The 14,454-nt window shown below is 68.3% G+C and carries 11 protein-coding genes; 2 read left to right on the top strand and 9 right to left on the bottom strand.

Going from position 1 to position 14,454, the window contains the following annotated elements:
* Nucleotides 1-15: 15 nt before the first annotated feature.
* Complete coding sequence (locus ACFWDI_RS25660) at nucleotides 16-1,077, top strand: branched-chain amino acid ABC transporter permease (protein ID WP_385307332.1); 1,062 nt, start codon at nucleotides 16-18, stop codon at nucleotides 1,075-1,077.
* Nucleotides 1,077-2,342, top strand: coding sequence for an ABC transporter substrate-binding protein (locus ACFWDI_RS25655; protein WP_385307156.1), 1,266 nt, complete (start codon nucleotides 1,077-1,079; stop codon nucleotides 2,340-2,342). The genes ACFWDI_RS25660 and ACFWDI_RS25655 overlap by 1 nt, the downstream gene beginning before the upstream one ends.
* A 654-nt stretch (nucleotides 2,343-2,996) precedes the next feature.
* On the opposite strand, the gene pssA is transcribed toward ACFWDI_RS25655, so the two are convergent.
* The 9 genes from pssA to ACFWDI_RS25610 all read right to left on the bottom strand — a co-directional run bounded on the left by pssA (nucleotide 2,997) and on the right by ACFWDI_RS25610 (nucleotide 14,308).
* Entirely contained in the window at nucleotides 2,997-3,854 is an 858-nt protein-coding gene (pssA, locus tag ACFWDI_RS25650) for a CDP-diacylglycerol--serine O-phosphatidyltransferase (RefSeq protein WP_385307330.1), read from the bottom strand.
* Nucleotides 3,847-4,494 carry a phosphatidylserine decarboxylase gene (locus tag ACFWDI_RS25645; RefSeq protein ID WP_362676823.1) on the bottom strand — a complete coding sequence of 216 codons (648 nt, stop codon included), beginning with the start codon at nucleotides 4,492-4,494 and terminating at the stop codon, nucleotides 3,847-3,849. Before ACFWDI_RS25645 ends, pssA begins: the two co-directional genes overlap by 8 nt.
* A gap of 169 nt (nucleotides 4,495-4,663) precedes the next feature.
* Nucleotides 4,664-5,869, bottom strand: a complete 1,206-nt coding sequence (locus ACFWDI_RS25640; protein WP_326653642.1) for an acyl-CoA dehydrogenase family protein — start codon at nucleotides 5,867-5,869, stop codon at nucleotides 4,664-4,666.
* Between the two features lie 2 nt (nucleotides 5,870-5,871).
* Nucleotides 5,872-6,384, bottom strand: a complete 513-nt coding sequence (locus tag ACFWDI_RS25635) for a MaoC family dehydratase (RefSeq protein ID WP_362676821.1) — start codon at nucleotides 6,382-6,384, stop codon at nucleotides 5,872-5,874.
* Nucleotides 6,385-6,387: 3 nt separating this feature from the next.
* A complete protein-coding gene (locus ACFWDI_RS25630) occupies nucleotides 6,388-7,353 on the bottom strand; it encodes an HpcH/HpaI aldolase/citrate lyase family protein (RefSeq protein WP_385307153.1) in 966 nt (321 codons plus the stop codon).
* On the bottom strand, nucleotides 7,350-9,362 hold the full coding sequence (locus tag ACFWDI_RS25625) for a protein meaA (protein WP_385307152.1): 2,013 nt from the start codon (nucleotides 9,360-9,362) through the stop codon (nucleotides 7,350-7,352). The genes ACFWDI_RS25630 and ACFWDI_RS25625 overlap by 4 nt, the downstream gene beginning before the upstream one ends.
* Before the next feature lie 9 nt (nucleotides 9,363-9,371).
* The gene (ccrA, locus tag ACFWDI_RS25620; RefSeq protein ID WP_385307150.1) at nucleotides 9,372-10,709 is read right to left on the bottom strand and encodes a crotonyl-CoA carboxylase/reductase; all 1,338 of its coding nucleotides are present in this window, start codon (nucleotides 10,707-10,709) and stop codon (nucleotides 9,372-9,374) included.
* Nucleotides 10,710-11,613: 904 nt separating this feature from the next.
* Nucleotides 11,614-12,435, bottom strand: coding sequence for a TetR family transcriptional regulator (locus ACFWDI_RS25615; protein ID WP_385307149.1), 822 nt, complete (start codon nucleotides 12,433-12,435; stop codon nucleotides 11,614-11,616).
* 91 nt (nucleotides 12,436-12,526) lie between these two features.
* Nucleotides 12,527-14,308: a 3-hydroxyacyl-CoA dehydrogenase family protein gene (locus ACFWDI_RS25610; RefSeq protein WP_385307148.1), complete on the bottom strand. Its 1,782-nt coding sequence runs from the start codon at nucleotides 14,306-14,308 to the stop codon at nucleotides 12,527-12,529.
* Nucleotides 14,309-14,454 lie beyond the last annotated feature (146 nt).

The raw sequence follows: 14,454 nt of genomic DNA, 5'->3' as shown, positions 1-14,454 counted from the left end.
AGCCTCAAGGCGTACGTGAAGAGCCCCAGGGCGTTCCTGAAGAGTCGCAATGCCTGCATCTGGTTCGCCGGCACCGTCCTGCTCCTCGCCCTGCCCTTCTACCTCGACCGCTTCTGGCTGCAGGCCGGACTCTTCGCGATGGCCGCCGCGATCGGCGCGATCGGCATCAACCTCCTCACCGGCGCCACCGGGCAGCTGTCCATGGGGCACGCGTTCTTCCTGGCGGTGGGCGCCTACAGCTACTGCGTCCTGGCGGGCGACAGCGGCGAGGAGAACGGTCACCGCCTCATCGGACTCGGACTCCCGACCTGGCTCGCCGCCGTACTCGCGGTGCTCGTCGCGGGCGCGGCGGGCGGCCTGTTCAGCCCCATCGCTGGACGGCTGCGCGGCGCGTATCTGGGCATCGCCACGCTCGCGCTGATCTTCATCGGCCAGCACGTCCTCTTCAACGCTCATGATCTGACAGGAGGCTTCAACGGCCGGGCGGTTCCGCCCCTCTCGCTCTTCGGCATCGACTTCGACGACAGCGAGACGGTCATCGCAGCCGTCCCCTTCCAGTCCGCCGAGAAGCTCTGGTACGTGGCACTGCTCGCCCTCATCGGCTGCGGCCTTTTCGCCCGCGGAGTGCTACGTGGCCGCCCCGGCCGCGCCATGAACGCCATCCGCGACCACCGCATCGCCGCGGGTGTCATGGGCGTCCCGGTCGCCCGCTACCGGGCCGCCGTCTTCGTCCTGTCCTCGATGTACGCGGGACTCGCCGGCGTACTGATCGCCCTGGTCTTCCAGCGGACCGTCCCCGAGTACTTCGGTGTGATCCTGTCGCTCGAATTCCTCGCGATGATCGTGATCGGGGGTCTCGGCACGGTCGCCGGCGCCGTCGTCGGCGCGGCCTTCGTCTCTCTGCTGCCCCAGCTCCTCACCCACTACAGCGACACCCTCCCGCTGGTCTCCGCCCCCGGCACGGGCGGCGTCTCACCCGGCGAGGCATCGCGGTATCTCTACGGCGCCGCGGTCGTCGCGGTCGTCCTCTTCCTGCCCGGCGGACTCACCCGTCTCATCACCTCTCGGGAGAAGTAATGAAGCCACGTCTGTACGCGGCGGCGCTGGCCGCCGCCCTGACCCTGACCAGCGCCGGCCTCGCCGGATGCAGCTCGAAGGCCACCGACGGCGGCGGCGGTGAGAAGGACGCCGGAGGGGTGAAGACCGGTGACGGCGTCACGGCCAAGACCATCAACCTCGGCGTGCTCACCGACATGACCGGCGTCTACGCCTCGCTCGGCAAGAGCGTCACCCAGGCGCAGCAGCTGTGGGCGAAGCAGACCAACGCGGCCGGCGGCATCTGCGGCCGCACCATCGAGCTCACCGTTCGGGATCACGGCTACGACCCGCAGAAGGCCGTCGCCGCGTACACCGAACTCGAACCGAAGGTGGTCGGCTTCTCCCAGTTCATCGGCTCGCCCTTCGTCGCCGCGGTCAAGGGCCGTATCGACGGCCAGGACAAGGCACTCGTGGTGCCCCAGGCCTGGTCGGCATCGCTGCTGGGCAGCCCGTACATCCGGGTCGTGGGAGCGACGTACGACATCGAGACGATCAACGCGGTCGACTATCTGCTCAGCCAGAAGCGCATCGCCAAGGGCGACAAGATCGGTCATGTCTACTTCGAGGGCGACTTCGGGGAGAACGCGCTGAAGGGCTCGAAGTACGCTGCGAAGCAGGCGGGTCTGACCGTCGTCGAGCAGAAGATCAAGCCGACCGACAACGACATGTCCGCCCAGGTCGCCGCGCTCAAGAAGGCAGGCGTCAAGGCGGTCCTGATCAGCGCCGGACCTCGCCAGGCGGCCTCGCTGGTCGGTGTCGCCGCGGCGGGCGGCTTCAAGGTCCCCATGATCGGTAACAACTCCGCCTTCGCGCCGCAGCTGCTGGGTACCCCGGCGGCGGCCGCGCTGACGAAGGACTACTACGTCGCGGCCTCCACCCTCCCCATCGGCGACCCGGGCGCGGGCCCGGCGAAGCTGGCCAAGGAGTACAAGGCCGCCTACCCCAAGGACGGTCTCGACAACGGCGTGGTCGCGGGCTACACCGCCGCGAGCGTCTACGGCGAGGTGCTGAAGAAGGCCTGCGCGGCCAAGGACCTGACTCGAGAGGGCATCGACAAGGCGCTGCTCACCGTCTCCTCGTACGACAACGGCTTCGGCATCACGAACAACTTCTCGGACCCGGCGGCGCCGTCGACCCGGCAGAGTCTGATCATGAAGCCGGACCTCAAGGTGCCGGGGGGTCTGAAGGTGGTGCGGCCGGCGGCGGTGTCCAAGTCGGCGGAGTCGTACAAGTCGGGAAGCTGAGTCACCCTTCTGGCGGCAAGCCCCCGCTCCCTGCGCCGGCATAGCGGCGCGGACCAGGGGGCTTCGCCCCCAGACCCCCGTATGCGACCTTCGGCCGCATGTCCTCAATCGCCGGACGGGCTTGAAAATCAAGCCCGTCCGGCGATTGACGCGCGTCGGCATAGGCGATCAGCCGTCCACCGTGACACGGCGCAACATCCGGCCCCGGAATTCACGCGGGCCCGAGCCGTCCCGTGATCCCCGGTGGGCACCGTGTCACCGCCGCCGGGCGGTGCGAGCCAGATCTGCCCCTTGCGGATCTGCGCTGCGCAGCCGGGGAACGGCTGCCCGAGACAGGCGTGCCGCGCGGGATCCTCGACCGGCCCCGGCCCCGGCTCCAGCAGCCGGCGTCTCGAACCAGGTCTCGCACCCGGCGACCTCGGTGGGCCCGTACCCGCTGAATCAGCCGCGCGCCGGGGGCGAGCCCCCGCCCCAGCGGCATCTGCGCGTCGAGCCGGAGCCGTTCTCCGCCGATCGCGACCGGCCGCAGCACCGGCAGCTCCGTGCCGTCGTCCAGCAGCGAGGCCGCGGTGACCGGATCGGTGTCGGCCACCGGACATGACGAGGGCCCGGGTGCGCATCCCACCCGGGCCCTCGTCATGCACATGCACTGCTCTAGGGGAGTTGAGCAGCCCTTGCCTCGCGGTTCTCGCGGCGGTTGTCGCGGAACGTGTTCACACGCCGTGCCGTCGCGAAGAGCGGAATCGTCGCCGCCATCACGATCTGCAGCGCGCAGCCGGTCTGGAGGAGCACCTGACCGCCCGGAGCGTCGAACGCCCACGCCGCCAGCATTCCCATCGCCGAGACGATCCAGCCGAGCATCGCCACCGCGAGGACACCTCGCGGCTTGGGGTACTCGACCCGGCTCACCATCAGCCATGCCGTACCGATGATCGCCAGCAGCGTCGGGATGAACGGCAGCTCGAGCAGGATGATCGAGACGACCGTGAGCGCACCGAAGGGGCTCGGCATGCCCTGGAACATGCCGTCCTTCATGGTCACGCACGAGAATCTGGCAAGCCGCAGCACCACCGCCAGCAGCACGACGATCGCGGCCACCGCCGAGACCTTCTGCTGGGCGTCGTCCGCGACCATTCCGTACACGAGTACGAAGTACGCCGGGGCCAGCCCGAAGCTGATCAGGTCGGAGAGGTTGTCCAGCTCCGCGCCCATCGGCGAGCTGCGCAGCTTGCGCGCCACGAGCCCGTCACAGAGATCGAAGATCGCCGCCAGCAGCATCAGGATCACGGCGGTCGCGGCGCTGTTGCGCGCCATGCCGCTCTCGTTGCTGCCGGTGAGGTGCGGGATGAGGATCCCGGTGGTGGTGAAGTACACCGCCATGAAGCCACACGTGGCGTTACCCAGCGTGAGGGTGTCCGCTATCGACAGCCGCAGAGAAAGCGGCATGTCCTCCGCGTCGTCCTCGGCCTCGGCCTCTGCGGCCCAGCCGGCCTGTGTGTCCGGATCAATCACGGTCAATTCGAGTCACCCCCGCGGTCGTGGTCTGACCGACCTCGACAGCGACGTCGACACCTTCCGGAAGGTAGATGTCAACGCGCGATCCGAAGCGGATCAGACCAATGCGCTCGCCCTGCTCGACCTTGGTCCCCTGCGGGAGATACGGCACGATCCGCCGGGCGACTGCGCCCGCGATCTGCACCATCTCGATGTCGCCGAGCTCGGTGTCGAAGTGCCAGACAACGCGCTCGTTGTTCTCGCTCTCCTTGTTGAACGCGGGAACGAAACCGCCGGGGATGTGCTCGACGGACGTCACGGTGCCCGCGAGGGGAGCGCGGTTGACGTGGACGTTCAGCGGGCTCATGAAGATCGCGACGCGAGTGCGTCCGTCCTTCCACGGCATGATGCTCTGCACCACACCGTCGGCGGGCGAGATGACCCGGCCCTGTGTGATCTCGCGCTCAGGGTCGCGGAAGAACCACAGCATGCCCGCCGCGAGCGCGGTGGTGGGCACGGCGATGGCCGCGGCGCGCCTGGAGCGACGCGATCGGGCCAAGCTGAGTGCGGCGGTGGCGACGGTCGGCAGAAGCCACGGCGATGCTCCGCGCGCGAGGCGGACGCGGCCGCGTGGTGCAGAGGTTTGGCTGTGGGGCATGGATGACCTTCGTAGCGGATGATGCCGCGCTGGCAACGGGGGACGGCGGCTTTCGGGCGATGTTATCGGTTGCGAGCCGCAACTGGGTAAGCCAGCAATCGAGTCGGCGGCCGGAAGATGATGACACGGTGTGACTCTCTTCGCGGCCGTACCGACTCAAATGCGACAATCAACCCTGGAATCGGTACTCCTCCAGCAGCCGGCGACCAATGATCATTTTCTGGATCTCGGCGGTACCTTCACCGATCAGCAGCATCGGCGCCTCGCGGTAGAGGCGCTCGATCTCGTACTCCTTGGAGAAGCCGTAACCGCCGTGGATGCGGAAGGCGTCCTCGACGACTTCCTTGCAGTATTCGGAGGCGAGGTACTTCGCCATCCCTGCCTCCAGGTCGTTTCGTTCCCCGGAGTCCTTTTTGCGTGCCGCGTTAACCATCATCGCATGAGCGGCCTCGACCTTGGTAGCCATCTCGGCCAGCTTGAACTGAATGGCCTGGTGCTGAGCGATCGCCTTGCCGAAAGTGTGACGCTGCTGCGCATACGAGACGCCCAGCTCGAACGCACGCTGCGCCACTCCGCAGCCACGTGCCGCGACATTGACGCGGCCGACCTCGACGCCGTCCATCATTTGGTAAAACCCTCGGCCGGTGGTGCCGCCGAGTACCCGATTGGCCGGAATGCGCAGTCCGTCCATGATGAGCTCGGTGGTGTCGACACCCTTGTAGCCCATCTTGTCGATCTTCCCGGGGATGGTGAGGCCCGGGCGGACCTCTCCGAAGCCGGGCTCCTTCTCGACCAGGAAGGTCGTCATCGACTTATGGGGGGCGGTGCCCTCCGGGTGTCCTTCGTCACTCCGGCACAGAACGGCGACCAGATTGGACGTTCCGCCGTTCGTGAGCCACATCTTCTGGCCGGTCAGGACGTACTCGTCGCCGTCCTTGACGCCCTTGGAGGTGATCGCCGACACATCGGAGCCGAGAGCCGGCTCGGACATCGAGAACGCGCCACGCGTCTCGCCCAGCGCCATCCGCGGCAGGAAGGTGTCCTTCTGCTCCTGTGTGCCGTGCTGCTTGAGCATGTACGCCACGATGAAGTGCGTATTGATGATGCCCGAGACGGACATCCAGCCACGCGCGATCTCCTCGACGCACAGCGCGTAGGTGAGCAGCGACTCGCCCAGGCCGCCGTACTCCTCCGGGATCATCAGCCCGAACAGGCCGAGTTCCTTGAGGCCTTCGACGATCTGCGTCGGGTACTCGTCGCGGTGCTCCAGCTCGGTGGCGACAGGAATGATCTCCTTGTCGACGAAATCCCGGACGGTGGCCAGGATTTCCTGCTGGACGTCGGTCAGACCGTGGGTCTGGGCGAGTCGGCTCATGGCTACTTCTCCTGTGCCTTCAGCTCCGGGCGGCCGGGCTGCTCGCCGCCGCGCTCCTTGATGTACGTCTCGGTCGGGACCATCACCTTGCGCCGGAAGACGCAGACGAGGGTGCCGTCCTGCTTGTAGCCCTTGGTCTCGACGTAGACGATCCCGCGGTCGTTCTTGGACTTTGACGGAGTCTTGTCGAGGACCGTCGTCTCGCCGTAGATCGTGTCGCCGTGGAAGGTCGGCGCGACGTGCTTGAGCGACTCGACCTCCAGGTTGGCGATGGCCTTGCCGGAGACATCCGGGACCGACATGCCGAGGAGCAGCGAGTAGATGTAGTTCCCGACGACGACGTTCTTCCCGAAATCGGTCGTCTTCTCCGCATAGTTGGTGTCCATGTGGAGGGGGTGGTGGTTCATGGTGAGCAGACAGAAGAGGTGGTCGTCGTACTCGGTGACCGTCTTCCCGGGCCAGTGCCGGTAGACCGCGCCGACCTCGAACTCTTCGTATGTGCGTCCGAACTGCATCGCTTACGCCTCCGGGGCTTCGAACTTGGACGTGCGCTGCAGGCCCGCCGCGCGGCCCTTGCCCGCGACGACCAGTGCCATCTTGCGGCTGGCCTCGTCGATCATCTCGTCGCCGAGCATCGCCGAGCCCTTCTTACCGCCGGCCTCCGAGGTGCACCACTCGTAGGCGTCCAGGATCAGCTCGGCGTGGTCGTAGTCCTCCTGGGAGGGCGAGAAGACCTCGTTGGCGGCGTCGACCTGGCCGGGGTGCAGCACCCACTTGCCGTCGAAGCCCAGCGCCGCCGCACGGCCCGCGACCTCGCGGTACGCGTCCACGTCGCGGATCTGCAGGAAGGGGCCGTCGATCGCCTGGAGGTCGTGCGTACGGGCCGCCATCAGAATCCGCATCAGGATGTAGTGGTAGGCGTCCGCGCCGTAGCCGGGCGGCTGCTGGCCGACGACCAGCGTCTTCATGTTGATGGAGGCCATGAAGTCGGCCGGGCCGAAGATGATGGTCTCCAGACGCGGCGAGGCGGCGGCGATCTCGTCGACGTTCACCAGGCCCTTGGCGTTCTCGATCTGCGCCTCGATGCCGATCCGGCCGACCTCGAAGCCCATCGTCTTCTCGATCTGGGTCAGCAGCAGGTCGAGCGCCTTGACCTGGGTGCCGTCCTGGACCTTCGGCAGCATGATGCAGTCGAGATTGGGGCCCGCGCCCTCGACGACCGTCACCACGTCGCGGTACGTCCAGTGCGTCGTCCAGTCGTTGACCCGCACGACCCGGGTCTTGCCCGTCCAGTCGCCGTTGTTGAGCGCGTCGACGATGGTGTGCCTGGCGCCCTCCTTGGCGAGCGGCGCGCACGCGTCCTCCAGGTCGAGGAAGACCTGGTCGGCCGGGAGGCCCTGGGCCTTCTCCAGGAAGCGCGGGTTGCTGCCCGGCACGGCGAGGCAGGAACGCCGCGGACGGAGACGGTTCACGGGCGTGGTCATGCGGGGACCTCCAGAGGGTCGAGCTTGTTCGCTTTCCGGATCTCGTCGACGATACGGCCGATGATCTCCGTGATGCCGAAGTCCTTCGGGGTGAAGACGGCGGCGACGCCTGCCGCCTTCAGATCGGTGGCGTCGGCGTTCGGGATGATCCCGCCGACGATCACCGGAATATCGGCCGCGCCGGCCTCGCGCAGCCGGTCCAGCACATCGGGGACCAGCTCGGCGTGCGAGCCGGAGAGGATCGAGAGGCCCACACAGTGGACGTCCTCCGCGAGCGCGGCGTTGACGATCTGTTCGGGCGTGAGCCGGATGCCCTGGTAGACCACTTCGAAGCCCGCGTCACGGGCGCGTACGGCGATCTGCTCGGCGCCGTTGGAGTGACCGTCCAGGCCGGGCTTGCCGACCAGCAGCCGCAGCCTTCCGGAGCCCAGCTCGTCGGCCGTACGGGACACCTTCTCGCGTACGAGAGCGAGCGGCGTGCCCTTCTCGGCGGTGACCGCGACCGGCGCACTGCTCACGCCCGTCGGCGCGCGGAACTCGCCGAACACATCGCGCAGCGCCCACGACCACTCGCCGGTGGTGACACCCGCACGGGCGCACTCGACGGTGGCGGCCATCAGGTTGGTGGAGCCCGCGGCGGCCTTCTTCAGCGTGGCCAGGGCCTCGCTCGCCCGGGTCTCGTCGCGGTTGTCGCGCCACTCGTGGAGCTTTGCGACGACGCGCGCCTCGTTCGCCGGGTCGACCGTCATGATCGCGGTGTCGAGGTCCGCGGTGAGCGGGTTCTCCTCGGTGGTCTCGAAGATATTGACGCCGACTATCTTCTCCACGCCGCCCTCGATCCGGGCCCGGCGCTCGGCGTGCGAGGAGACCAGCTGCGACTTGAGATAGCCGGACTCGACGGCCGCCATCGCGCCGCCCATCTCCTGGATCCGGCCGATCTCGGCGAGGCACTCGGTGACCAGGGACTCCACCTTGGCCTCGATGACATGCGAGCCCTCGAAGATGTCCTCGTACTCCAGCAGATCGCTCTCGTGCGCCAGCACCTGCTGGATACGGAGCGACCACTGCTGGTCCCAGGGCCGTGGGAGACCCAGGGCCTCGTTCCACGCCGGGAGCTGTACGGCCCTGGCGCGCGCGTCCTTGGAGAGCGTGACGGCCAGCATTTCGAGGACGATGCGCTGGACGTTGTTCTCCGGCTGGGCCTCGGTCAGACCGAGGGAGTTGACCTGGACGCCGTAGCGGAAGCGGCGCTGCTTCTCGTTCTCGATGCCGTACCGCTCGCGCGTGACCTGGTCCCAGATACGGCCGAAGGCGCGCATCTTGCACATCTCCTCGATGAAGCGGACGCCCGCGTTCACGAAGAAGGAGATACGTGCGACCACATCGCCGAACTTCTCCGCCGGCACCTGGCCGGAGTCCCGTACCGCGTCCAGCACGGCGATCGCCGTGGACATCGCGTACGAGATCTCCTGGACCGGAGTGGCGCCCGCCTCCTGCAGGTGGTAGCTGCAGATGTTGATCGGGTTCCACTTGGGGATGTTGGCCACCGTGTACGTGATCATGTCGGTGGTCAGGCGGAGCGAAGGACCGGGCGGGAAGACATGCGTCCCGCGCGACAGGTACTCCTTGACGATGTCGTTCTGCGTCGTCCCCTGGAGCTTGGTGATGTCGACGCCCTGCTCCTCGGCGACCACCTGATAGAGCGCCAGCAGCCACATGGCGGTGGCGTTGATGGTCATCGAGGTGTTCATCTGCTCCAGTGGGATGTCCTGGAACAGCCGGCGCATGTCACCGAGATGCGAGACGGGGACCCCGACCCGGCCGACCTCACCGCGGGCGAGGATGTGGTCGGGGTCGTAGCCCGTCTGCGTCGGCAGGTCGAACGCGACCGACAGGCCGGTCTGCCCCTTGGCGAGGTTGCGCCGGTAGAGCTCGTTGGACGCCTCGGCGGTCGAGTGACCGGCGTACGTCCGCATGAGCCAGGGCCGGTCCTTCTGACGTTCAGTCATCTAAGGGCCTCAGATGTTCCGGAAGCGGTTGATGGCGTCGATGTGCTTCTCGCGGAGCTCCTCGTCGCGCACACCCAGACCCTCGCGGGGTGCCAGTGCCAGCACGCCGACCTTGCCCTGGTGCAGGTTGCGGTGCACGTCGTACGCGGCCTGGGCGGTGTCCTCGAGGGAGTAGACCTTCGACAGCGTCGGGTGGATCTTGCCCTTGGCGACCAGGCGGTTGGCCTCCCACGCCTCGCGGTAGTTGGCGAAGTGCGAGCCGATGATCCGCTTCAGCGACATCCACAGGTAGCGGTTGTCGTACTCGTGGTTGTAGCCGGAGGTGGAGGCGCAGGTGACGATGGTGCCGCCCTTGCGGGTGACGTACACGCTGGCGCCGAAGGTCTCGCGGCCCGGGTGCTCGAAGACGATGTCCACGTCCTCGCCGCCGGTCAGCTCACGGATGCGCTTGCCGAAGCGCTTCCACTCGCGCGGGTCCTGGTTGTGCTCGTCCTTCCAGAACTTGTAGTCCTCGGCGTTGCGGTCGATGATCGCCTCGGCGCCCATCGCGCGGCAGATGTCCGCCTTCTGCGCGCTGGAGACCACACAGATCGGGTTGGCGCCACCGGCCAGCGCGAACTGGGTGGCGTACGAGCCGAGACCGCCGCTGGCGCCCCAGATCAGCACGTTGTCGCCCTGCTTCATGCCCGCGCCGTTGCGCGAGACGAGCTGGCGGTACGCGGTGGAGTTGACCAGCCCCGGAGCCGCTGCCTCCTCCCAGCTGAGGTGCTGGGGCTTGGGCATCAGCTGGTTGGACTTGACGAGAGCGATCTCGGCGAGGCCGCCGAAGTTCGTCTCGAAGCCCCAGATGCGCTGCTCCGGGTCGAGCATCGTGTCGTTGTGGCCGTCCGAGGACTCCAGCTCGACCGAGAGACAGTGCGCGACGACTTCGTCGCCCGGCTGCCAGGCGTTGACGCCGGGGCCGGTGCGCAGCACGACGCCCGCCAGGTCGGAACCGATGATGTGGTACGGCAGGTCGTGGCGCTTGGTGAGCTCGGAGAGCCTTCCGTAGCGCTCGAGAAAGCCGAAGGTGGACACCGGCTCGAAGATCGAGGTCCAGACGGAGTTGTAATTGACGGAGCTCGCCATGACCGCGACGAGGGCCTCGCCCGGGCCGAGCTCGGGCACCGGCACGTCCTCGAGATGGAGGGACTTGCGCGGGTCCTTCTCGCGGGTCTCGAGACCGGCGAACATGTCGACCTCGTCCTTGTGCACGGTCACCGCGCGGTAGGACTCAGGGATGGGCAGTGCGGCGAAGTCGGCAGACTTGCTGTCGGTCGACTGGATCGCGTCCAGGATTTCCTTCACGGGGTGCCTCCGGCGAAGCGCGTTTGAGGGAACGCTGAGGGGAAACGTCGGGGTGCTGCTGCTGTGGAGGTGTGCCGTCGGTTCGGCGGGTGGTGCTGCTGGCAGCGCTGGTGGGCGCGTGAGGTTGCCTGTGACGCAGGCGTCCGGGCGCACAAACCGATGGTTTGCGGGGACAGCCGGCGTACGAAAGGTCTCTGCACGCCGGCCGCCCGGACAACATCAACGTATGGCACCCCGTGCCAGCCCGCAAGACACTCGGTGCCAGGAATTTCTCTCGCTTGTCATCTGGCGGGCACGTATGAGCAACAAACGACCGCCTCGTAAGCGGAGGTCCGTCACGTTCTGTGTGCTCTTGGGTGCAGTTGGTTCGCGCCCCGGCGTGGATCGACGCCGCTGACGGTGCCGGCCGGCTCGAGGGCGATGGAACTGATGGCGCGTCAAGGGGGCTGACTCATCGAGGGATTGGCCGACTGTGGTGCGGAGCGTACAGCAGGTCTCCCGGACACGCCGGATACAGCACGATCGCCGCACCAGGCTCGCGCACCCGCTGCCCCGACAACTGCTCGATCTTGTCCAGCCGGTACAGCAGCGTGTTGCGAGCACTCCGAGGCGCTCCGCCGCGCGCAGCAGACTGAAACCGCCCTCGCTCCAGGCGATCGGCGTCTCGCGCAGCGCAGCCCGGTCGCCGCGCTCACGCAGCGTGCCGAGCAATGACTCCGTGTACCGGGAACGCTCCTGGCGCACCGCCGCCGGGGGTGTCCGGCTGACGCACCCTTGGGGTGTGTCCTCAATCGCCGGCGGGGCTGGATATGCCCGGGCAAATCAAGCCCCGCCGGCGATTGAGGCGCGCGGGTCCGGGGGCGGAGCCCCCGCGCGGGGGTCCGGGGGACGGAGGGCCCCGGGGTCAGGCCCTGCGGTCGCCCAGGGCCCGCTCGATGGTGCGCATGACCTCGTCCAGCGGCGCGTCGGTACGGGCCACCGTCACCAGGACGTCGCCACTGGTCCGCGCCGACACCGCCGCGGGACCCGGTCGCTCGGTCTGCGCGGTGCGGCCCGCCCCGATGCCCGTGCCGAAGGTGTCGCGGACGATCGCGAACGCGTGGTCCAGCTGGGACTCCACATCGCCCTGGCCGCCCGCCCGCAGCCAGCGGCGCAGCACATGGTTGTGCGCCGTGACGACCGCGGACGCGGCCACCTCCGCCAGCAGCGGGTCGTCGTTGCCGTCGTGGTGGTCGCGCTCGTCGAAGTGGCCCAGCAGATAGCGAGTGAACAGCCGCTCGTAGCGGGCCACCGAGGCGATCTCCCGCTCCCGCAGCGTGGGAACCTCACGGGTCAGCCGGTAGCGCTCGACGGAGACCGCCGGAGAGGCCGCGTACATCCGCATGACCTCCTTGATTCCCCTGCAGACGGTGTCCAGCGGATGCTCATGGGCCGGGGCCGCGTTCAGCACCGCCTCGGCCCGTACGAGCGTGTCGTCGTGGTCCGGGAAAATCGCCTCTTCCTTGGAACGGAAGTGGCGGAAGAAGGTCCGGCGGGCGACCCCGGCGGTGGCCGCGATCTCGTCGACGGTCGTCGCCTCGTACCCCTTGGTCGCGAACAGCTCCATCGCCGCGGCCGCCAACTCGCGCCGCATCTTGAGGCGTTGCGCGGCGGCGCGGCTGCCTGCCGCACTTTCCGGAGCGTCGGGAGTGGCCTTGGCGCGGGTGGGCTTGGCGGGCTGGGGCATGACCTGAACGTACTGCATCCGTGCAGGAGAGCGCGCCTGCGGGGGCGGGCCGCCCGAAGGGCCGAGCAGCCCACCCCAGCCCGCGCCGCGATCAGCGCCGGGCATATTCGCGGAAGCCACGCCCCGTCTTGCGGCCGAGGCAGCCCGCAGCCACCAGGTGCTCGAGCAGTGGCGCCGGGGCCAGGCCCGGGTCGCGGAATTCGCGGTGCAGAACCTTCTCGATGGCGAGCGAGACATCGAGTCCGACCACGTCGAGGAGCTCGAAGGGGCCCATCGGATAGCCGCCGCCGAGCTTCATCGCGGCGTCGATGTCGTCGAGCGTGGCGTAGTGCTCCTCGACCATCTTGATCGCGTTGTTGAGGTACGGGAAGAGCAGGGCGTTGACGATGAAGCCGGCCCGGTCACCGCAGTCCACCGGGTGCTTCTTGATCTTCGTGGTGACCTCGCGGACGGTGGCGTGGACCTCGTCGGAGGTCAGCACCGTACGGACCACCTCGACCAGCTTCATCGCCGGGGCGGGGTTGAAGAAGTGCATCCCGATGACGTCCTGCGGGCGCGAGGTGGCGCGGGCACAGGCGACGACGGGCAGCGAGGAGGTGGTGGTGGCGAGCACCGCACCCTCCTTGCAGATCTTGTCGAGGGTGGCGAAGAGCGCCTGCTTGATCTCCAGATCCTCGGCCACGGCCTCGACGGCGAGGTCGACCTCGGCGAAGGCGTCGAGCGAACCGGCCGGTGTGATCCGGGCCAGGGTCGCCGCACTGGCCTCGGCCGTCATCCGGCCCTTGTCGACCGAGCGCGCAAGGGACTTGGCTATACGGGCCTTCGCCGTCTCCGCCTTCTCCGGGCTGCGGGCGGCGAGCACGACGTCGTAACCGGCCTTGGCGAAGACCTCCGCGATTCCGCTCGCCATGGTGCCGGAGCCGGCCACGCCGACGGAGCGGACCTCGCGGCCGGCCGACGCCGCCGCTTCCGGCTGAGGCGTGAGGGCGTCCGGGACCAGCACCGAGGTGTCAGGAGCGGCGTACGAGTAGAAGCCGCGGCCCGCCTTGCGGCCGGTCAGGCCCGCCTCGCTGAGCTGCTTGAGGATGGGGGAGGGCGCGTGCAGCCGGTCGTGGGACTCGGCATACATCGCGTCCAGGACGGTACGGGCGGTGTCGATGCCGATCAGGTCGAGCAGGGCGAGCGGGCCCATCGGCAGTCCGCAGCCGAGCTTCATCGCGGCGTCGATGTCCTCGCGGGAGGCGTACTTGGCCTCGTACATCGCGGCGGCCTGGTTGAGGTAGCCGAACAGCAGACCGTCCGCGACGAAACCGGGGCGGTCGCCGACCGCGACGGGCTCCTTGCCGAGCTCGCGGGCGAGCGCGGTGACGGTCTCGACGGCGAGCGGGGAGGTCAGCACCGAGGAGACGACCTCGACGAGCTTCATGGCCGGGGCCGGGTTGAAGAAGTGCAGCCCGAGCACGCGCTCCGGGTGCTGGGAGTCGGCGGCGAGCCGGGTCACCGAGAGGGCGTTGGTGCCGGTGGCGAGGATCGCGTCCGGGCGGACGATCGCGTCCAGCGCACGGAAGACCTGCTGCTTGGCCTCGTACGACTCGGGCACGACCTCGATCACGAGATCGGCCTCGGCCGCGGCGTGCAGATCGGAGAAGGTACGGAAGCGGGCGAGGGTGTTCCGGCGCTCCTCCTCGGTGATCCGCTCGCGCTCCACGGCGCGAGCGGTGGAGGTCTCGAGCGCGGTGACGGCGTGGCGGGCCGCGCTGTCGCTGATGTCGATGCCGATGACCTCACGGCCGGCGTGGGCGAGGACTTCGGCGATGCCGGTGCCCATGGTGCCGAGGCCGACGACGGCAATGGTGTGGAGAGGGGTGTCCATCGGGGGACTCCAGGGATGAGTGACGACTGATGAGGAGCGCGCGCGAGCGGGAACGCCGAAGGGCGCGTGCCTGGCGGCATGACTGCGCAGAACCGCGCACGGAAATTCGGCGCACGGCAAATGCGTCTCGTGGTGCGGCGCCGACG

It is taken from the genome of Streptomyces sp. NPDC060064 (genome assembly GCF_042736455.1).
In the GTDB taxonomy this organism is placed as follows: Bacteria; Actinomycetota; Actinomycetes; order Streptomycetales; family Streptomycetaceae; genus Streptomyces.
The sequence above is the reverse complement of the archived record's forward strand: the minus strand, read 5'-3'. Positions and strand labels throughout refer to the sequence as shown.